Raw genomic sequence first — 20,489 nt, 5'->3', positions numbered from 1 at the left:
AGGATGGAGATCGAGAGCTGAAACGATTAAAGCGTATGCCCCATCGCTTCACCCATCACCACAGTCGAGTTGGCTTTAAAGGCTGCATCCCATGTCATTTTGTCTTTTTCAAACAGTACCACAGCGGTTGAGCCTAAGTAAAAGCGACCCAGTTCAGCACCTTTGTCCAAGACTAAATGATGCTGATTTAACTCTAAACGCCCAGTAGGTTTCACTTTTCCTGTTGCAACCGTTTCAATCCCCGCCACAATCATGGCACCAACGAGAACCACAGCCATACGACCAATTTCTGTATCAAATAAACAGACCATACGTTCATTGCGGGCAAATAGGCCTGGAATATTTTCAGCCGTGGTTTGATTGACCGAGAACAATTCACCTGGCACATATAAGGTTTCAGTCAATGTGCCTGCAAATGGCATATGCACACGGTGATAATCTTTAGGCGATAAATACACGGTTGCAAACTGACCATTTTTAAACGGTTCCGCCAACTGCGGATCTGCAATTAAATTATCAACGGTGAATTTCTGCCCTTTGGCTTGGAAAATATCACCTTCTACAATTGGACCCAACTGTGAAATTGCACCATCCGCAGGCGATACAATACTGGTCGCATCAGTATCAATATCACGCACACCCTCTTTTAATGCACGGGTAAAGAACTCATTAAAAGACTTAAACTTCAGCGCATTGCTCTGCTCAGCAATCGACATATCAATGCCGTACTGTGCTTTAAACGCAGTGATGACCGCATTTTTCACAATCGGATTTTCGCTGGCTGCGACTTTGCCCACGACACGTGATAACTGATGTTGGGGTACAACACGTTGAGCTTGAATGAAAATTTGTTTTTTTAAGCGTGATGTGAGGCTCAAGACGGCATCTCTCCGGTAATGATAGGACTGTCGAGGCGGTTGCCCCATTCACTCCACGCACCATCATACGCCTGAATATTCCAACCCAATAAACGACCTAAAATATAAGCCAGTCCTGAACGGTGATGTGACTGACAGTACACCACCACAGGTTCATTTAAGTTAAAACCCAATTGCTCTAAGCGTTGCTGCGTGCGTTCTAAAGGGTGCAATCTTAAATGATTTTCACGGTTAAGGGCAGTACTCCATTCAAAATGTAGTGCATTTGGAATGTGACCGCCGCGTCGCGCTGCAAGACGTAGCCCCGTATATTCGTCTTCTGTTCGGCAGTCCCAGAGTTGGACTTGGCTGCTTTGAACTTTCTCTAATAACTCCGCATATTCAATTCGATACTGCTGTATTTTTGCTTGATCGACCTGCACCAAAGTATTGACAGGTTCAAACTGTTCCTCTTCGGAAGTGGTTGGAAGTCCTGCTGCAAGCCATGCATGAATTCCACCATTCAGCAGACTGGTATTTTCAAAACCTAAGCAGTGTAAATTCCAAATCAAGCGCCCTGCCCAAGCGCCACCTTCATCATCGTAAACCACCACATGATGCTCGGGTGAAATATTTAGATAACGAATCAGCTCTTGTAAACCTTCTACATCGGGAAGTAATCCCGTGGCTTGTTCATCTTGGCGCACCAAAAATTTCGGTTTTAAATGCAAAGCATGTGGAATATGTAACTGGTCATAGACTGAGGCTCGGCTTAAATCGACGATGCGTAATTTCTCATTCCCTAAATGAGGAACCAACTGCTCTGTGTCTATCAATAAGCCAAAATCAAAGGCAGAATGTGTCATATTATTTCGTATGCTTTCAGATCATGCTTTGATCTTAGCACAACTCATTTTTACAATTATTCTGATTTTTTGCATTCTTTTAGCAGAATTATAGATATCACTATTCACCAGTTTTTGAATGCACAATGCCAGAACGGATTCTGGCATTACATATGTTATGAACTAATTGGTTTCTGCTTCAGTAATCTCAAAAACCTGACGTAAATACGCCAAAAAGGTATCGTTATCGGTCATGGTTTTGCCTGGACTGTCTGATATTTTCGCAACCGACTGGCCATTACACTCGACCAATTTAAGCACAATATTTAATGGTGTTTGTCCCATATCATTGGTCAAATTGGTGCCAATCCCGAAGCTGACTTGGAAGCGGTCTTTGAAATAATTGTGCAGATCCCATGCTTTCTCTAAATTCAGTCCATCACTAAACGTGAGCATTTTGGTTTTACTGTCAATTTTCAGCTTTTTATAGTGAGCATAGGCCTTATCTCCCCATTCATATGGGTCGCCACTGTCATGACGCAAACCATCGAACAGTTTGGCAAAATACAAATCAAAATCACGCAGGAATGCATCCATTCCCACCACATCCGTCAAAGCAATACCTAAATCACCACGGTACTCTTGTACCCACGTTTCCAACGCTGATTTTTGAAAATTACGTAAACGTACATCCAACGCTTGGAAGGCTTGTAGGAATTCATGCGCCATGGTACCAATCGGGGTTAGACCCAATTGCTTCGCAATTAAGACGTTGCTGGTACCACGGAAAATATGCGGTGCAGCTTGATTAAACACTTCAATCACATGTTTTTGCCACGCCAGACTATAACGGCGACGCGTACCAAAGTCAGAAACTAAAAATGGGGGATCATTTGGCGTTTGCGATGTTTCATAGTGTTTTAATAAGGCCACTTTAGCATGTAAGCGGCGCTCGCCTTCAGCCATGACCTCATCTGTCCGAATACGACGGAAATACAACTCATTGACGATGGCAAGCACAAAGATTTCAAACATCATGGCTTGAACCATCGGTCCTTCAATACGAATATCTAAACGACCTTGCTGATCAATACTGGCCACAATAAAACGACGTTTGAGTTGAAACAACTCTAAATAATCGACAAAGTCACTTTTGATAAAGCGCAAACCGCGTAGATACTGTAGTTCATCGTCTTGAAAACGAAGTTGGCAAAGCAAATCTAATTGGTGATTTAAATCATTCAGAATGTCGACCAAAGGATAAACCGTGTCATCCAAATTACGGCAACGAAACTGGTACACACTATGTGCTTGAGGGAACTTATGCAGGACCACCTGTAGCATCGTAAATTTGTACAGATCAGTATCTAATAAGGATTGGATGATGGCAGACATATCATTTTCGGTTTTTAGCAACTTATTGCATTAAAGCACATTTTTTTAAACTGCATAGCCATGTTTTGGTAATTCGGTCTTTCTATTCGACCAATTACTCGGTATGTCCCTTGTTTCTCTTGATTCAGAATACAAGAGTTGATGTCTATGCTGCCATCGCTCTTGGCTGATATTCTTTTACTTAAACATTGCTATGAATATCAACTCAACGACCTTGTTTTTTCAATCAATGCCTCTCCTGTACTGCACTTGGTTTGCTACAATTCCACTTTGCATAATCAAGCGATAGATCAAATTAATCATGCGAGCCTTATTACAACGCGTTCTAGAAGCCAAAGTGGTCGTCAATGGTGAAACCACAGGCGAAATTCAACACGGTATCTTGGTTTTCTTAGGTCTTGGGAAAGAAGACTCTTTAGACAAAGGCAAAAAACTGATCGACAAGATCTTGAAGTATCGTTTTTTTGACGACGAACAAGGCAAAATGGGCTGGAATGTCAGCCAAGCTGGTGGTGGTATTCTTCTGGTGTCTCAATTCACCTTGATGGCGCAAACCCAAAAAGGCCTACGTCCTGACTTTGGACCAGCCATGCCACCGAATGATGCTGAGGCCTTATACGAACAACTGGTTGAGTATGCCAAGACCCAGTTTGAGCATGTGCAAACTGGTATTTTTGCTGCCGATATGAAAGTACATTTGATCAATGATGGACCCGTGACTTTCAATTTAGAAGTCGAATAAAAACACCATACATAAAAAAAGCCCTCAGTTGGGGGCTTTTTTTATTTCATCACTCTCAATCTCCATTTTATAAAGGAGACGGAATCGAGACGTTTAAAAAATCTTTTTACTTACCCGTTTTTTCTTTCAAAAACGCACGAGCAGCTTTAATTTTTGCTTTCACTGGCTTTGGTAGCTTTGGTGGAACCAATTTTGCAACTTGGTTAAACCACACCAAGAGACCAAAATCACCTTCCATTTTAATGCTGCCGTTTTGCATGCCCGTCATAAATGCGGTTGGGTCACCTTTGATTAAAGTTTTCACACCCTGCTCACTGTCCGCAAACTGTAAAATAAAATCAGCTTTTTCAACATCACCCGAAACGGTATCAATCTGACCATTGTTTACAATAATTTGGCGAGCCATACCCAGATCCGTACCAATTTGAATACGGAACTGGCGTTCATGAACTAATTCAATAAATTTTGGACTGGTACGCGCCAACTGTTTCATACGAAGTGCCAAACCAGTAACCATTAAATCCAGCGGATCCGTGCTGACATCAACCAATGGAAGTTTAACCACAGGAATTGAAGATAGTTTCATGACATGAAAGCCTATTGTAATTGTTGATAAATTGACTGTTTTCAATGCTACCACAAGTTGCCATTTTTACTGCTAGGCTTTGTATAACAATCATGTAAGAACGTAAAAAAGATGCACAGGGCATCTTCTTTTACGGTATGAGGTTATGACTTAGCGGCTAGAGTACTGCTGTTGGTCATCTTCATATACAGGAGTATGTTCAATACAACGGCGCTGCGCCAGTGCACGTTCTGCGCGACGGTCTTCACGTAGAAGTAACATCGTCACAATAAGCATCGCTGAAGTTAAAGCAGTTAAGTAGCTATAAGTGATCGGCATTTCAAACACTGCTTGCACACCTAGGCGAATGACTTCCAAGATTCCCCAAAACACCATACCCGCCACCATAAAACTCAACCAGCGACGATAAGGCGAAAAGAAAACAGCAATTAACGCAGCGGCGACTAAACTTAAGCCAACGATGGTTGCTAAATTCGCTGTTACCATAAAAACCTCCGTCTAAGATAAATTCAAGCACTGAATATGCTGTGCTGAACTCATCCCCGATACCGTTTAAAATTAATGGATTGTGTAGCTTTCAAACTCTATGCATGCATTATGAGTAGTTTTGAAAAGAAAAAAAGGCTTGTATTTTTAGAATGCGACATACGTTGTCGCCATATTATATTGTCATTACATTTTTTTAGATTTGAACTTTTCCAAAACAAAGACGCGCTCAGTCTTGGCGTGTCATTACAAAATAAAACCCGTATTTTCAGCGCTTAAAAATATTTTTTCCAATTCTGTTGATCGTTGTTTTTATCGACATTTTTCACTGACCACTCATCGCTTTTTGCTTAAATTTGCAACAAAAAAAACGCAGCTCAAGGACTGCGTTTTTTATCCTCACAAATGCTATTAGGCACGATTCAAATCTTTATCGTGCACACCCAATAAATACAGAACACCATCTAAACCAACACTTGAAATCGCTTGATTGGCGTTTTGTCTTACCAATGGTTTCGCTCGGAAAGCTACACCTAGGCCAGCAATCGACAGCATCGGTAAATCGTTTGCACCATCGCCTACAGCAATGGCTTGTTCAAGCGAAATCCCCATCTTTTCAGCTAATTCACGCAGCAATAATGCTTTACGAGCACCGTCGACAATGTGGCCTTTCACTTCGCCTGTGACCAACCCATTTTCAACGTCTAAGATATTGGCATGCACTTCATCAATGCCCAGTTTGGCTTGTAAATACTCAGCAAAGTACTGGAACCCACCCGACAAAATCGCGGTACGGTAACCTAATGCTTTTAAAGTTGAGATCAAACGTTCAGCACCTTCTGTGACAGTCAGACGTTCTGCAATTTTAGGTAGGACAGAGGCATCCATCCCTTTGAGCAGTGCGACACGTGCGCGGAAGCTTTGCTGGAAATCCAGCTCACCCTGCATGGCACGTTCTGTGATTTCAGCGACTTGCGCGCCGACACCTGCTTCAATAGCTAACTCATCAATCACTTCTTGCTCGATTAAGGTCGAGTCCATATCAAAACAGACCAAACGACGGTTACGGCGGTAGGCATTATCTTCTTGTACCGCTACATCGACATTCAGTTCGTGTGACAAACGTAAACAAGCTGCACGCATGGCTGCGGCATCCAGCATTTGCCCACTTAAACCAAATTGAACACAGGCGCGTTTCGGCCCATCGACTTCGCCATTTAACACTGGACGACCGGACAAACGGGTCACAGTTTCGATGTTGAAACCTTGGTTGGACACAATATTTGTAACTGCTTGTAAGTGAGACGCCTCAAGCTCTGGCGCTAAAGCTGTGACTATATAGCGCGTCCGTCCACCTTCGCTCACCCACTGGTCGTATTCAGTTGTAGTGATTGGTTTAAAACGTACAGTTAAACCAATATCATGTGCTAAAATTAGAATTTCCTTCATTGCCAAAGCTGTTGCGGTTTGGTCATCTGAAGAAATAACAATACCTAAGGTCAATTGGTTATGAATAACTGCTTGTCCGACATCTAGAATTTGTAATGAATGAGTGGACAATACCTGCATTAATCGAGTGAACTGATTAGGTTGGTCTGGTCCTAAAAATGAAATAAGAATGATTTCTCGCATGAATTGACTCGGGTCTGAGCTACGACTATTGTTAGAATCATAATCGAAATTGAATATATTTTCTTTGGAAGTTTACGTTGAATGCGCCTAGACAAGGGCTATTTGCTAGCCTATTAATTGTAAGTTTTGCTTTACATACCTTTTTATTGGTGTTGGCAACGACTCATCAACTGAATGAAAACCGTGCCAACCAAGGCCAGCTCATGACCTCTCAATTGGTGACAGACAGTCTTGCAGAGCTGGAACCAGCCAACACGGTTTCACTTGCGCTTTTGGTCGATCGCTATGCGACCAATCCAAGCGTAGCTTCCATTCGTATTTTGGATGCCAATAATCAAGTCCTAGCGACAGGTGGCCAAGTTCGAACACGTGATGGCGAAGTGTTTGTCCGTGATGCGCTGCAAAATGAAAAGAAAGTGGGTAGCATTGAAATCACGCTCATTAAACCAAGTATGGGTGAAATTTTACGTACTCAGTGGTTAGCGATTTTATTGTCCTTAGCGATTCATGGTTTATTGTGGCTGGCCTATCGCGCCATTGCGCGACCAAGCCGTACCGAATATTTGGCACGGATCAATAATGAATCTCGCTTAAAACACGAAATTCAGGTGTTAACACAAACACTAGAACAGGAAAAACACCATACAGCAGTCGCGATTGCCCAAGTACAACAACAAATCAAAACCAGTGCGAAGCCTAAAGAACAGAAACCTGTGATCGTGGACAATCATTCGGTTGCGCTCAATATTCAATTTTATGACCCGAAACAACTGATGGACTCGGTGAATACAACCGTGTCTATCCCATACTTTAATTTGTGTCAGATTTTTCTCAATAAAAGCACAGAACTGTGTTTAAAACACTACAAACTCAACAGCGCAGACATCACTACAGTTCAATCCTTTAATGAGCATGGTGCTACCCTCAGTATGTCGACAGACACACCGAATGCGGTACCGTGTTTAATGATGATCAGCAGTGTATTCCAACTGCTTTCTGAGGTTTTGTATAAACGTTACCGCGAAGAAAAGCGCTTTGTTTTGCAAACGCGCTGTGGCATTTCAACCGCAGTCGATGCAATGCAGCTGTCTGCAAATCAAGCTGCTGAGCGTTTGGTCCAACAGTTGTCTGCTAAAGAAAGTGCCATACATTTAAGCAACGAATTATTGAAAGACATTTCTGAAAGTTACCAACTGGTGAATTTACCCAATCCCACCAATGTCTTGACCCGTCATGCCTTTATGGTCAATGGCATGGGTTCAGAGTCTGCAGAGTTGGCACAAAGCTTAAGAACGGAAATTTTAAAAGCAAAACAATCTAAAGCCTCTTAATTAAGTTCAATCATAAAAAAGCCTGACGCATGTCAGGCTTTTTTATGGCAACTGTTAAATTTTGAGTTGCTTTTGTGCAATCAAATGTTGCTGCGCACTATACCTTTGCTCCGGATCGGTACAGGCCACTTTAAGCCAATGACCATTGGCCTGTAGCTCCCAAGCATTCAAACAATCATTTAAGTAACTGATTAATCCGTCTTTATAAATCTGCTTTTTCAAAGTGCGATCCAATATAGGAAAGCAAGTTTCCACACGCGAAAATAAATTACGGCCCATCCAATCTGCGCTGGCACAGTACAGATTTTTCTCACCGCCATGCTCAAAACAATACACGCGGGTATGTTCCAGAAAACGGCCCACAATCGAACGTACACGGATATTTTCAGACATGCCCTGGACCTGTGGAATCAAACAGCAGATCGAACGGATAATCAGATCAACCTGCACCCCTGCTTGTGACGCACGATACAGTGCGGCAATTAACTGAGGCTCCGTCAAGGCATTGACTTTAATGATGATGCGTGCCTTTTGACCAGCTTGCGCAAACTGAATTTCTTGCTCAATCAGTTTTAACAGTTCACTGTGTAAGGTAAAAGGCGCATGTAACAACGCCTTCAATTTGGCCATTTTGCCCATCCCCGTCAGTTCTTGAAACATACGGTGTACATCTTCACAAATATCAGGCTGTGTAGTCATCAGGCCATAATCGGTATACATACGTGCATTACCCGCATGATAATTGCCTGTGCCCAGATGGGCATAACGGATCAGCTGAGCATTTTCACGGCGTACAATCAAAATCATTTTGGCGTGGGTTTTATAGCCGACAATACCATACACCACCACTGCCCCCGCTTCTTGCAAAATATTGGCCACAGTAATATTTGACTCTTCATCAAAACGAGCACGTAACTCAATCACTGCCGTGACTTCCTTGCCATTTCGTGCCGCCTCTGCCAAGACCTGTACAATTTCCGAGTCAGGTCCGCTACGGTAGAGCGTTTGTTTAATTGCCAGCACATTCGGATCTTTCGCAGCTTCTTTTAATAGGCCAATCACAGGCTGAAAAGAATCAAAAGGATGATGCAACAACACATCCTGTGCTTTTAAGGTATCAAAGGTACTTTTTTGTTTGCGCAAAACTTTGGGAATGACTGGGATAAACACGGGATGCTTCAGTTCAGGTCGGTCACAACTGGTACTGAGACGTGAAAGATTGATCGGCCCATTAATACGATAGAGTTCCTGCTCAGTTAAATCAAATTCCTTGAGCAGATAATCAATCACCGCTTCGGGGCAGTCATCCTCAATTTCTAAACGCACCGCGCGACCAAAACGACGTGAAGACAACTCATCTTTGAGTGCCACCGCCAAATCGTCAACATCTTCCGACAAAATCAGATCAGCATTACGTGTCACACGAAAAGCATAACAACCCGTGGCTTTCATCCCTGGAAACAGATCACTGATGTGCTGCTGAATCATTGCGGTTAAAAAAATCTGCGTGTCGATATTGCCTGCCACGTTTTTCGGCATCTGAATTAAACGCGGTAATGAGCGCGGCGCTGGGACAATCGCCATCTCAATGCTTCGTCCAAAAGCATCTTTACCTTGTAAACTCACAATGAAATTCAGACTTTTATTCACGAGGCGAGGAAAAGGATGTGACGGATCTAAGCTGATTGGGGTCAAAACGGGTTGGATTTCTTTGGCAAAATATTCTGCAATCCACGCTTTATGTTTTTCTAAAATATCTTGGAACTGGATGAACTGAATACCTTGCGCTTGTAACTCAGGTAAAATCGAATGATTTAAAATTTCAAACTGTTTTTTGACGGCACAATGAATGGATTCGGACAGGTCTTCTAATATCACTTCAGTGGGAACAGCATCAGGGGTTCGTGCTATCACATTCATATCGCGTTGTTTCATCAAGCCCGCAATACGAATTTCAAAAAACTCATCTAAATTACGTGAAAAAATAATTAAAAAAGTTAAGCGCTCCAGCACAGGCAAACTCGGATCTAATGCTTGTGCTAAAACCCGCTGATGAAACTCAAATAACGATAGCTCTCGGTTAAAATACGTCGCCGATGAATGCTGAAAATTATCCATACCCTCTCAATGCTGTTTGCAACAGTCTGTTATGAAGTGTTTGGCAGGGATGTTAGGTAGTCTTTATGACAGTTTAGTTACAACCTCATGCCAAATAGAAAATTCATCCTGACTTTATGTTTAAAGCTGCAACAGCGTACAGTATTCAAACTGACATATGTTCCTTTTCACTTTTTTCCTTGGCAGTGCCGTCTTCTTTCGCGGCCCAATAACTGGCTAAAATTGGCCCTGAAATATTATGCCACAAACTAAAGATTGCGCTAGGTACAGCCGTAATTGGCGAAGCGGAAAAATGCACAGCAGCCAAAGCCACGCCTAGTCCTGAGTTTTGCATACCGACCTCAATCGAGACCGCCTTACAGTCAGCATGTGGCAAATGAAACATTCGTGCAGCGCCAAAGCCAAGTAAATAACCAATCGAGTTATGTAATGCCACCACAGCTAAAATCAATAAGCCTGATTCTAAAATTTGTGCTTTTGAGCCGCCAATAATCGCTGCCACTATCAGTACAATCGCCACCACAGAAATTAAGGGCATCACCGAAATATAGCTTTCGACTTTCTGTTTCAGCACGGCGCGTACCACCAGCCCTAAAATGATCGGGAACAGGACCACCTGCAAAATTGAACTCAGCATCGACCATGCATTAATTTCAATCCATTGGCTGGCCAGTAGATAGAAAATGGCGGGAGTCAACACGGGTGCCAATAAAGTCGATACCGTGGTACATGCGACAGACAAAGCCGTATTGCCTTTCGCCATGTAAGTAATCACATTGGATGCCGTGCCACCCGGACAGCAACCCACCAAAATCACCCCGATCGCAATTTCAGTCGGCAAGCGAAATAATAAGCACAGCAGATAAGCCACGCTTGGCATCACCACAAACTGAGCCGCTACCCCAATTGCAACCGCTTTAGGACTTTGCATCACACCTTTAAAATCTTCCAGTGTCATGGTCATGCCCATACCAAACATAATCAGGCCCAACATCCACGTGATATAAGCTTTCAGCCAGACAAAAGTTTCAGGGCTCAGGAGCGCAATGCCTGCAAATAACACCACCCACAGGGCAAAGGTTTTTTGAATCCAAGCGGTAAATTTTAAAAAAGTGCCCATGACCTTTCCCTATTGCATGTTTTTATAATGTCGATATGGTGATTAAGATGAGCCGATTGGTTCAGCGCATCAGTTCACAGCATATTGTTGCACAATATCTTTGCAATACAGACGTTTTACACCATGGGCCAGCATCTCTTGCCATGCATGTTGTAAAGAACCGTGTAAATCAATGCCTTTAGTGGCATCGGCAATCACATAAGTTTGGAAACCGAGTTTACAGGCATCCATTGCTGTCCATGCCACACAAAAGTCAGTTGCAATCCCAACAATAAACACGGTATCAATCCCACGCTCTCTTAAATAACCTGCAAGTCCCGTTTGGGTCTTGTGATCCGCTTCTAAAAAAGCAGAATAACTATCAATGTGCGCATGACATCCTTTGCGAATGATCAACTGCGCTTTGGCAAGGTCGAGATCAGGATGCAGTTCAGCATCTTGTGTGCCTTGTACACAGTGACGTGGCCAGAGTACTTGTGTGCCATAGTCCAATTCAATGGTTTGAAAGGCTTGTTGATCGAGGTGATTGTCTGCAAAAGAAATGTGATTTTCGGGATGCCAATCTTGGGTGAGTACAATATGGTCAAAATAATCACCCAACTGATTAATTTTAGGAATAATTTGATCTGACCCTGCTACCGCTAAATTTCCACCAGGCGTAAAACCATTTTGTACATCCACCACAATCAGTGCCACATTCTTCTGCATTCTTCTCTGTCCTTTTTGTTTTTCGCTCGAAGGCCAAGCATAGCTTAATTTATAAAACAGTATTCATCCTCGCGGGTCAAAATTAAATGACTGTATCCTTGAGTGCAATGGGTATTGCGGAAAATTGAATATAGAACAAAATGCTAGATATTGATTTATAACGTTAAATGAATAGTGTCATCGCTGTTTAGAGAAATAGTGTAAGCGTTAAAAGCGCTTCAATCCTGACCTTGCATCCCAATAGTCAGTTTGATCGGGTTCTAAGCCTCAATTGAAATGAAGAGATTCTTTCTTTAAATACCTCAATCCACGGCCATAGGTTATGCAAAACACTCTTTTCAGATGCAAAGTGAAAAGCATTTCTTTGTCTAGCATTTGAACAAGCCGTATTTTTGTAGCGAAAGATAAAGATTTTATACACTTTGACTAAAGCATATTGTTCTTCATGTTGTGTTCGTTCATAATTTGCATAAGCATTATTCAATGCATCAGCGCTTTGAAAATGCTATAAATTAAAATACGCACCCATCCAATCTTATGTTTTTCTGGCCTAACTGGATGGACAAATAGGATATTTTTTTAAAATGACTCAGCAAGCACAGACCATCCAAGGCTCAATTGTCGCAATCGTCACCCCTATGTTTGAAGATGGCAGCGTAGATTGGAAGGGTCTAGAGAAGCTCGTTGAGTGGCACATCGCACAAGGCACAAATAGCATTGTTGCTGTCGGTACAACGGGTGAAGCGTCTACTCTAAGCATGAAAGAGCATACACAAGTGATTAAAGAAATCATTCGTGTCGCGAACAAACGCATCCCTATTATTGCGGGGACTGGCGCGAATTCAACGCGCGAAGCCATCGAGTTGACTAAAGAAGCCAAGGAACTTGGTGCAGATGCTGCTCTTTTGGTTACCCCTTATTATAATAAACCGACCCAAGAAGGACTATATCAGCACTATAAAGCTATTGCTGAAGCTGTTGATCTTCCTCAAATTCTGTATAACGTACCTGGTCGTACAGGTGTCGATATGGCGAATGAAACGGTCATTCGTTTGGCCGATATTCCTCAAATTGTGGGCATCAAAGATGCCACAGGTGATGTACCTCGTGGTCGAGCACTGCTCGAAGGCCTTGCTGGCAAAGCGATGACCGTCTATTCAGGTGATGATGCAACAGCTTATCAACTGATTCTGTCGGGAGCAAAAGGCAATATTTCTGTGACTGCAAACGTTGCACCAAAAGAAATGAGCGATGTTTGTGCGGCAGCACTGGCAGGCGAAGCTGAAAAAGCTGAAAACCTAAATACCCAAGTTGCAAATTTACACGAAATTCTATTTTGCGAATCAAACCCAATTCCTGTGAAATGGGCACTTCATGAAATGGAGTTAATCGAAACGGGTATTCGTTTACCATTAACACCACTTGCAGAACAATATCGCACACCGCTCCGTGAAGCACTCACAACGGCGGGTGTCATTAAATAAAGAGCACATCAATATGCAGTTACGTTTAGGTCTTACTCTCGCACTTTCAGTCGTCAGTTTAGCGGGTTGTAGTTCCCTTGCAGTCAATAACGGTAGTTTGGACTATAAAGAAACCGCAACCTTAGAACCTCTTAAGTACCCTGAAGGCTCTATGGTTCGACCTGCAACGCCGTTGTATCCAGCTCCAACGGTTGAAGCGCTCGCTCGTGAACATGCACCTATACTTGAAAACAAGCGCGGAAACCGTTTTGCAATGCCGCGCCCTCAAGCTGCTCAAGTCATGTCCAATGCAGAATCAACAGAAACAGTTGATACAACTATGAGCCACCCTCAATTGATTATTGACGGAAATAAGAATCCACTGCTCAAAATTGAGGGAAATTCTGCTACAATTTGGCAATATACGCTTGCCACCCTCAGCAGCCTCAACCATCAACTCGTTGGTCAAAGCAAAAATGGTTATGAAGCAACCATTAAAATCGATCAACAGGTCTATGTGTTAAGACTGACCGCGGTTGGCAGCAGCAACAACCTCGCTGTGTTCAATGCCGATAACAGTTTTGCAGCGCCTGAAAAAGCCACAGAATTGTTAACCCAGATTTACCAAAATTGGCCAGCCTAGTCGTACTAGGCATTTTTTTTTGAAAAAGGTTCCCTCATGTTAAAACAAACCTTGCTCTATACTGGTAAAGCAAAATCTGTCTATGAAACAGACAGTGCAGACCACCTGATTTTAGTCTTTCGTGATGATGCTTCGGCATTCAATGGTGAAAAGATCGAACAACTAGATCGTAAAGGTAAGGTGAACAACCGTTTTAACGCCTTTATCATGGATAAATTGGCTGCAGCTGGCATTGAGACTCACTTTGAAAAACTTCTTTCTCCAACAGAAGTTCTAGTGAAAAAACTCAGCATGATCCCTGTTGAATGTGTAATTCGTAATTATGCAGCAGGTTCCTTATGCCGTCGCTTAGGTGTAGAAGAAGGCAAGGAATTAACTCCGCCTACTTTCGAATTATTTTTCAAAGATGATGCGCTTGGTGACCCAATGGTCAATGAGTCTCAAGCAATTGCTTTAGGTTGGGCAACTGCTGAGCAGCTTGAGCAAATGAAAGTCCTCACTTACCAAGTAAACGAAGTGCTTAAAAACTTATTTGACCAAGGTGGCATGCTACTTGTGGACTTCAAACTTGAGTTTGGTGTATTCCACGACCGTATTGTTCTTGGTGATGAGTTCTCTCCAGACGGCTGTCGTCTATGGGACAAAGAAACTAAGAAAAAACTCGACAAAGACCGTTTCCGTCAAGGTTTAGGCGGTGTGGTTGAAGCTTACGAAGAAGTTGCTGCACGTTTAGGTATCGACCTTTCTGATATCTAATCTGTTACAGATTCAAAAAACCGAGTTTAAACACTCGGTTTTTTTATGCTTCACATTTTAGATCAATGCCTTGTTATAGCTGCAACACAAGCCTTTAAGTTCTTTTTAATCCTCCATATACAACATGAATATTAAAGTTTAATGAAATTTTATTTATTTTTTTGTAAAATAGTCATTTCCATCGCATGAAATATCACATTTCTAATGATGTCTTTCTTGTATATCTCCTGATAGAAGGCCCTATGATTTATCAATTAGATGAACTGCAATGTATCGGACAAGGCTGTTCAAAAATGGTGTTTCAGCATCCTGAGGATGAAAACAAAATCATCAAAGTCATGAATCCAAATCGAGTGGATGAAGATGGTGGCTGGAAAGGACATGGCAAACTTAAACGTAGAATGTCGCAAGGCGTTTATCGCCAATTCCGCCGTGAATTATTGCAATATCTACAGCTATGTAAAAATCATTATAAAAATAACATCTTTAGCTTTCCTGTCGAAATGCCTTATGGTTTTGTGAAAACTTCTGTAGGCTTGGGTTTTGTGACTGAGAAAATTGTCTGTCCAAGTGGTGAAGGTATGACTTTATTTGAGTTGTGCAAATCACGTCAATTTGAGGAAAAACACGCCAAAGCTTTAGATAACTTTTTTGAGCTTTGCTGCGACTTACATATTATCTTCGGTGAAGTAAACATCGCAGGGATTATGTATACAGAGCAGCGAAATAATAAGCCCGAATTTGTCTTGGTCGATGGTATGGGTGAAAAATTATTTATTCCAATCCGAGCTATGAGCAAAAGAATTAATGCACATAATGTACGAAAAACTGAGCGAAAAATTCGTGCCCAAATGCAGCAAATGCTGAACTTAAAAGATGAGCTTCTTCCTCTAAGCTAATGCCACTTCTTTAAGTGTCAGTCATTCAAAAAGACCGAGCCTAACTGCTCGGTTTTTTGTTTTCAGCTCCACAGCTATACAGTACTTCAGCTTACTTATAAACTATTCAGCACTGGGGAATAGTCTTGTAAAACATTGATCCACTGTTAAAAAATCATCAATTCTGTACGTCATAGCGCACAAGACTTCAGGTATTTTTCAACTATGTCTCACCTTCATTTTTTCATATGATAAAAATATATGAACAGGACGTTCTCAGATAAAAATTATTCCAACCGAAAAATACCTTTATTTCCTCATCTCTCATGGTGACAAGATCCATCGATCTCCTAAGAGTAGAAAGCTGGTATAGATGTTGCTTTTATTCAAAAGTACTCAGTAGGGTAAATTCTATCTTCGTCTTATTTTCTAGATTTGATTTTTTATGGATGACTATATTTAAAATGAAAAACTGGCAAAAAAAATTACTCCTTTCGACCACATTCGTACTCACTGCGTTGAGCGGTTCTGTTCAAGCCAAAGAATGGAAAACTATTCGTTTTGGTACAGAATCCGCATACGCTCCTTTTGAATATAAAACCCCTGACAATAAGCTGGTCGGTTTTGACATCGACCTGGGCAATGCCATTTGTGCCAAATTAAAAGCCAAATGTGTCTGGGTAGAAAACTCCTTTGATGGGATGATTCCTGCACTCAAAGCGAAGAAATTCGACGGCATCCTGTCTTCAATGACAGTCACTACGGATCGCGCAAAACAAATCGCATTTAGTAATAAAATTTACAACACGCCTACCCGCATGGTCGCGAAGAAAGGTTCTCCTTTACTCCCTACACCAACCTCTTTAAAAGGCAAACGCGTGGGTGTACAGCAAGGCACCATTCAAGAAGGCTACGCAAAAGCTTATTGGGCACCTAAAGGTGTCAATGTGGTTCCTTATCCAAACCAAGACGTGCTTTACCAAGACATGGTTTCTGGGCGTCTAGATGCAACTTTACAAGATGCGATTATGGTCGATGCAGGTTTCCTAAAATCGGCGAAAGGAAAAGGCTTTGCTTTTGCAGGCAATAATGTGGTCGATGCCAAAACACTCGGTGTGGGGGCTGCAATCGGCTTGCGTAAAGAAGATGCTGATCTGAAAAAGAATATTGATAAAGCGTTAGCTGAAATTATTGCCGACGGTACCTATAAGAAACTCGAGAAAAAATACTTCTCCTTCAGCATTTATTAATCTATAGGGTGTTGGTTCAACACCGACACCCTTTACATATTGCTGATTTATAAAATTTTATATTTTTACTCGGAGAAACTGAGTATGTTTCTGTCTGGCTATGGTCCCGTATTACTCAGTGGCACTTGGATGACCATACAGCTTGCTTTGTTATCACTGGTACTTTCGATCATTATTGGATTGTTTGGGGCAAGCGCCAAACTCTCTCGTATTCAAATCTTACGTCATGTGGCAACCCTCTATACCACACTCATTCGTAGTGTTCCTGATCTGGTGATCATGTTGTTGTTGTTCTATAGCCTGCAACTTGGATTGAACTCGATTACCGAATCGATCCATATGGAACAAATTGACATCAATCCCTTTGTGGCAGGGGTGATTACTTTAGCTTTTATTTATGGGGCTTATTTTACAGAAACCTTTCGTGGCGCATTTCAAGCTGTCCCTAAAGGTCAACTTGAAGCTGCATATGCCTATGGCATGACCCCATTTCAAGTCTTCAGGCGTGTCCTCTTTCCACAAATGATGCGTTTTGCCTTACCAGGGATTGGCAATAACTGGCAAGTCCTTATTAAAGCCACCGCCTTGGTGTCCTTAATTGGTTTGACCGACATCGTCAAAATTACCCAAGATGCAGGTCGAAGCAGCATGCAAGTGTTCTATTTCAGTATTGTTGCAGCCGTCATTTATCTGGCCATCACCACCCTTTCGAATTTGATTCTCATGTTGCTGGAACGTCGTTATTCTGCTGGTGTGAAGAAGGGACAACTATGATTGAGATTATTCAACAATATTGGCAGTCCTATTTGTGGACCGATGGTTTTCAAATGACTGGGGTCGCCATGACCGCGTGGCTACTGGCCTTATCAATTGCGATTGGTTTTGTTCTGGCTGTGCCTTTGTCAATTGCTCGAGTTTCTGAGCATGCTTGTGTACGTGGACCTGTTTGGTTTTTTACTTATATTTTCCGTGGTACTCCCTTATATGTACAGCTACTGATTATTTATACTGGGATTTATAGCCTTGAATTTGTCCATGCCCATGAACGGCTCGATGAGTTCTTTAGAGAAGGGCTTAATTGCACCATTTTAGCGTTTGCACTCAATACAGCAGCTTATACCACTGAAATTTTTGCAGGGGCAATACGTTCGATTCCCTACGGCGAAATTGAGGCAGCAAAAGCCTTTGGGATGTCGCCTTGGAAACGCTATACCCGCATTATTATTCCGTCGATGCTACGTCGAGCACTGCCGTTTTATGGCAATGAAGTCATTTTGATGCTGCATGCAACCACCATTGCCTTCACTGCAACTGTACCTGATATTTTAAAAATTGCACGGGATGTCAATGCTGCCACTTATGCCACGTTCGATGCCTTTGGCATTGCTGCCGTGCTGTATGCCTGTCTGGCATTTATCCTTATTTGGATCTTTCGTAAATTGGAACAACGCTGGTTGGCGTTTTTAAAACCATCGAATCATTAGGAGAAACAATGGAAAATTCAGCAAAACTGGTGATTCGAGATCTTTGTAAAAGTTTTGGCGATCATGAAGTTTTAAAAGGGGTTTCCCTAGAGGCACATGCAGGTGATGTAATTAGTATAATTGGTTCCTCGGGTTCAGGTAAAAGTACCTTTCTTCGCTGTATCAATTTTCTAGAGCAACCGAGCCAGGGCAGCATTCAACTTAATGGCGAACAGTTAGAGACTAGCTTGGATAAAAATGGCAATCTCAAAGTCACAAATCCCAAACAACTGCAAAAAATGCGCACCCAACTGATGATGGTCTTTCAACATTTTAATTTATGGTCGCATATGACGGTATTAGAAAACATCGTTGAAGGGCCCATTCATGTCTTGGGGCTAAAGCGGAGTGAGGCGGAAGAGCGTGCACGAAAATATTTAAGAAAAGTTGGGCTTGCAGAAAGTGTCGAAAAGAAATATCCATCTTTTTTGTCAGGAGGGCAACAGCAACGCGTCGCGATTGCCCGTGCCTTGGCGATGGAGCCGGAAGTGATGTTGTTTGATGAGCCGACCAGTGCTCTAGATCCTGAACTAGTGGGGGAGGTGTTGAAAGTGATGCAAAGTTTGGCCGAAGAAGGCCGAACCATGATTGTGGTGACTCATGAAATGGGCTTCGCACGCCACGTGTCCAATCATGTCATTTTCTTAGATCAAGGCAAAATTGAAGAACAAGGTGATCCAAAAGAAGTTTTGATTTACCCGAAAAGTGAACGCCTAAAACAGTTTTTAGAGGGTAACTTTAAATAATTGAATAGCCTTCAAGAGCTTGATTCAACATTCAATGCTTAGTTAAAAAGATAAAGTGTATCCCGTAAAGTGATATGTATTCAGATAAAGACCGAGCAGTTTCGCTCGGTTTTTTTACCTTTCCACTTCAGCTTTTATAGATTGGTATACCGATTTTTAGTGGTATCCATCACTAAAAAGCTGGTGATCGAGCTAATGGCTGGAATCGTTCCCAAAACATCAGTATGAAACTTTTTATAAGACTTAATGTCTGCCACTTCAATCCTAAGCAAATACTCAACCGAACCTGTAATGGTATGGCACTCTGTCACTTCATCCGCAGCAGAAATCACATCCTCAAATTGACTCAAGCTCTCTTTTGAGTGGCAAGACAGCCCGATAGTCACATAAACCGTTAAACCAACCCCCAAAAGCGAACGGTCGATCACCGCTTTATAGCCTCGAATCACACCCATTCTTTCCAACTCTTGCACGCGTCGTAAACAGGCCGAAGGCGACAACCCTACACGTTCTGCCAGTTTAATATTGGTTAAATGTGCATCGCGTTCAAGCTCACACAATATTTTTCGGTCTAAGCGGTCAAATTCAATCATTTATTGCATAAAATTCATTTTTAAAGATCAATATACAATCAAATTGTTCTAGATCAACAATAAAATCATATTTATTTGATTAACCCATCCCCTTTATGAATGCATCACTGCTTGTCTCTTATCTATTGTTCTGTGTCGTGATGACCTGCACACCTGGACCCAATAATGCACTGGTTATGCTGTCTGGTGCACGATTTGGTATCAGTAAAACCCTACCTCTGGTTTTAGGCATTGCCTTTGGTGTGGCTGTGCAACTCTTCGCCATCGGCATCGGATTGAACCAAATTTTCCTTACTCTGCCTCAGCTTCAATTTATTTTAGGTTTTATTGGTTTTATGTATATTCTTTGGCTTGCATGGAAAATTGCATCTAGTGGGCCACTCAACATCGAATTAGAGCAGAAACCATCCATGAGCTTTCTGCAAGGTGCGTTATTTCAGTGGGCCAATCCCAAAGCATGGATCATCTCTATCAGCACAGTCTCGACTTATTTTGCTTTAAATCCTCCTGTCAGCGACATCTTTTATGCTGCCCTGATTTTAATGGGGGTATCCATTCCATGTGTAGGGGTTTGGGCAATCGGTGGCCTTTTCTTACGCCAATATTTGATGAAACCGCGCTTTGCCTGGAGCTTTAATATCACAATGGCAATTGCCTTATTAGCCGCGGTGTTACCTGCCGCATTGAAACTGATGAATATGTACATCTGAACATAAAAATACTACAGCGCTTCAAGAAAATAGCAGTCAAACGATATGACTAAATCCTAAGTCCCAAAAACAAAAAGCCTGATTTTTTTTCATCAGGCTTTTTTACT

21 protein-coding genes are annotated in these 20,489 nt (G+C 42.1%); 11 read left to right on the top strand and 10 right to left on the bottom strand.

Features of this window, described 5'->3' with window-relative positions:
* Positions 1 to 26 precede the first annotated feature (26 nt).
* The 3 genes from asd to pncB form a co-directional block, all read right to left on the bottom strand.
* Positions 27 to 878 (bottom strand): archaetidylserine decarboxylase, encoded by an 852-nt coding sequence (gene asd, locus CDG62_RS03310; RefSeq protein ID WP_087526644.1) that lies wholly within the window; start codon positions 876 to 878, stop codon positions 27 to 29.
* On the bottom strand, positions 875 to 1,723 hold the full coding sequence (locus CDG62_RS03305; RefSeq protein ID WP_087526643.1) for a sulfurtransferase: 849 nt from the start codon (positions 1,721 to 1,723) through the stop codon (positions 875 to 877). Before CDG62_RS03305 ends, asd begins: the two co-directional genes overlap by 4 nt.
* 162 nt (positions 1,724 to 1,885) lie before the next feature.
* A complete protein-coding gene (pncB, locus tag CDG62_RS03300; protein ID WP_087526733.1) occupies positions 1,886 to 3,097 on the bottom strand; it encodes a nicotinate phosphoribosyltransferase in 1,212 nt (403 codons plus the stop codon).
* 301 nt (positions 3,098 to 3,398) lie between these two features.
* Here pncB and dtd point away from each other — a divergent pair, with 301 nt between their 5' ends.
* The gene (dtd, locus tag CDG62_RS03295) at positions 3,399 to 3,839 is read left to right on the top strand and encodes a D-aminoacyl-tRNA deacylase (protein WP_087526642.1); all 441 of its coding nucleotides are present in this window, start codon (positions 3,399 to 3,401) and stop codon (positions 3,837 to 3,839) included.
* A gap of 106 nt (positions 3,840 to 3,945) precedes the next feature.
* Here dtd and CDG62_RS03290 read toward each other — a convergent pair whose 3' ends face one another.
* From CDG62_RS03290 to serB, 3 genes are all read right to left on the bottom strand, one after another.
* The gene (locus tag CDG62_RS03290; protein ID WP_078388280.1) at positions 3,946 to 4,425 is read right to left on the bottom strand and encodes an SCP2 sterol-binding domain-containing protein; all 480 of its coding nucleotides are present in this window, start codon (positions 4,423 to 4,425) and stop codon (positions 3,946 to 3,948) included.
* A gap of 150 nt (positions 4,426 to 4,575) precedes the next feature.
* Positions 4,576 to 4,911, bottom strand: coding sequence for a ciprofloxacin tolerance protein AciT (gene aciT / locus CDG62_RS03285; protein ID WP_087526641.1), 336 nt, complete (start codon positions 4,909 to 4,911; stop codon positions 4,576 to 4,578).
* Between the two features lie 411 nt (positions 4,912 to 5,322).
* Positions 5,323 to 6,543 (bottom strand): phosphoserine phosphatase SerB, encoded by a 1,221-nt coding sequence (serB, locus tag CDG62_RS03280; protein WP_087526640.1) that lies wholly within the window; start codon positions 6,541 to 6,543, stop codon positions 5,323 to 5,325.
* A gap of 77 nt (positions 6,544 to 6,620) precedes the next feature.
* Between serB and CDG62_RS03275 the strand changes: the two genes are divergently transcribed.
* Positions 6,621 to 7,874, top strand: coding sequence for a hypothetical protein (locus tag CDG62_RS03275; protein ID WP_087526639.1), 1,254 nt, complete (start codon positions 6,621 to 6,623; stop codon positions 7,872 to 7,874).
* A 54-nt stretch (positions 7,875 to 7,928) separates the two neighbouring features.
* On the opposite strand, the gene ppk1 is transcribed toward CDG62_RS03275, so the two are convergent.
* The 3 genes from ppk1 to pncA form a co-directional block, all read right to left on the bottom strand.
* A complete protein-coding gene (gene ppk1 / locus CDG62_RS03270; RefSeq protein WP_087526638.1) occupies positions 7,929 to 9,992 on the bottom strand; it encodes a polyphosphate kinase 1 in 2,064 nt (687 codons plus the stop codon).
* Between the two features lie 145 nt (positions 9,993 to 10,137).
* Positions 10,138 to 11,112 (bottom strand): bile acid:sodium symporter family protein, encoded by a 975-nt coding sequence (locus CDG62_RS03265; RefSeq protein WP_087526637.1) that lies wholly within the window; start codon positions 11,110 to 11,112, stop codon positions 10,138 to 10,140.
* A 69-nt stretch (positions 11,113 to 11,181) separates the two neighbouring features.
* Positions 11,182 to 11,820: a bifunctional nicotinamidase/pyrazinamidase gene (pncA, locus tag CDG62_RS03260; protein ID WP_087526636.1), complete on the bottom strand. Its 639-nt coding sequence runs from the start codon at positions 11,818 to 11,820 to the stop codon at positions 11,182 to 11,184.
* Positions 11,821 to 12,404: 584 nt separating this feature from the next.
* Here pncA and dapA point away from each other — a divergent pair.
* From dapA to CDG62_RS03220, 8 genes are all read left to right on the top strand, one after another.
* Positions 12,405 to 13,304, top strand: a complete 900-nt coding sequence (gene dapA / locus CDG62_RS03255) for a 4-hydroxy-tetrahydrodipicolinate synthase (protein WP_087526635.1) — start codon at positions 12,405 to 12,407, stop codon at positions 13,302 to 13,304.
* A gap of 13 nt (positions 13,305 to 13,317) precedes the next feature.
* Positions 13,318 to 13,926 (top strand): lipoprotein-34 precursor (NlpB), encoded by a 609-nt coding sequence (locus CDG62_RS03250; protein WP_087526634.1) that lies wholly within the window; start codon positions 13,318 to 13,320, stop codon positions 13,924 to 13,926.
* Positions 13,927 to 13,962: 36 nt separating this feature from the next.
* Positions 13,963 to 14,682 carry a phosphoribosylaminoimidazolesuccinocarboxamide synthase gene (purC, locus tag CDG62_RS03245; RefSeq protein ID WP_004691818.1) on the top strand — a complete coding sequence of 240 codons (720 nt, stop codon included), beginning with the start codon at positions 13,963 to 13,965 and terminating at the stop codon, positions 14,680 to 14,682.
* Between the two features lie 242 nt (positions 14,683 to 14,924).
* Positions 14,925 to 15,581 (top strand): YrbL family protein, encoded by a 657-nt coding sequence (locus CDG62_RS03240; protein WP_087526633.1) that lies wholly within the window; start codon positions 14,925 to 14,927, stop codon positions 15,579 to 15,581.
* 443 nt (positions 15,582 to 16,024) lie between these two features.
* On the top strand, positions 16,025 to 16,810 hold the full coding sequence (locus tag CDG62_RS03235) for an ABC transporter substrate-binding protein (protein ID WP_087526632.1): 786 nt from the start codon (positions 16,025 to 16,027) through the stop codon (positions 16,808 to 16,810).
* Positions 16,811 to 16,894: 84 nt separating this feature from the next.
* A complete protein-coding gene (locus tag CDG62_RS03230) occupies positions 16,895 to 17,584 on the top strand; it encodes an ABC transporter permease (protein ID WP_087526631.1) in 690 nt (229 codons plus the stop codon).
* Positions 17,581 to 18,294: an ABC transporter permease gene (locus CDG62_RS03225; RefSeq protein WP_087526630.1), complete on the top strand. Its 714-nt coding sequence runs from the start codon at positions 17,581 to 17,583 to the stop codon at positions 18,292 to 18,294. Before CDG62_RS03230 ends, CDG62_RS03225 begins: the two co-directional genes overlap by 4 nt.
* 8 nt (positions 18,295 to 18,302) lie before the next feature.
* The gene (locus CDG62_RS03220; protein ID WP_087526629.1) at positions 18,303 to 19,079 is read left to right on the top strand and encodes an ABC transporter ATP-binding protein; all 777 of its coding nucleotides are present in this window, start codon (positions 18,303 to 18,305) and stop codon (positions 19,077 to 19,079) included.
* Between the two features lie 134 nt (positions 19,080 to 19,213).
* Here the strand turns inward: CDG62_RS03220 and CDG62_RS03215 are convergent, their stop codons facing one another.
* Positions 19,214 to 19,672, bottom strand: a complete 459-nt coding sequence (locus CDG62_RS03215; protein ID WP_087526628.1) for an Lrp/AsnC family transcriptional regulator — start codon at positions 19,670 to 19,672, stop codon at positions 19,214 to 19,216.
* Positions 19,673 to 19,767: 95 nt separating this feature from the next.
* On the opposite strand from CDG62_RS03215, the gene CDG62_RS03210 reads away from it, so the two are divergent.
* On the top strand, positions 19,768 to 20,382 hold the full coding sequence (locus CDG62_RS03210) for a LysE family translocator (RefSeq protein ID WP_087526627.1): 615 nt from the start codon (positions 19,768 to 19,770) through the stop codon (positions 20,380 to 20,382).
* The last annotated feature ends 107 nt before the right edge of the window (positions 20,383 to 20,489 follow it).

The sequence above is a fragment of the Acinetobacter sp. WCHA55 genome, from assembly GCF_002165305.2.
Taxonomy (GTDB): domain Bacteria; phylum Pseudomonadota; class Gammaproteobacteria; order Pseudomonadales; family Moraxellaceae; genus Acinetobacter.
Note: the sequence above shows the minus strand (reverse complement) of the source record. Positions and strands in the feature narration are given on the sequence as shown.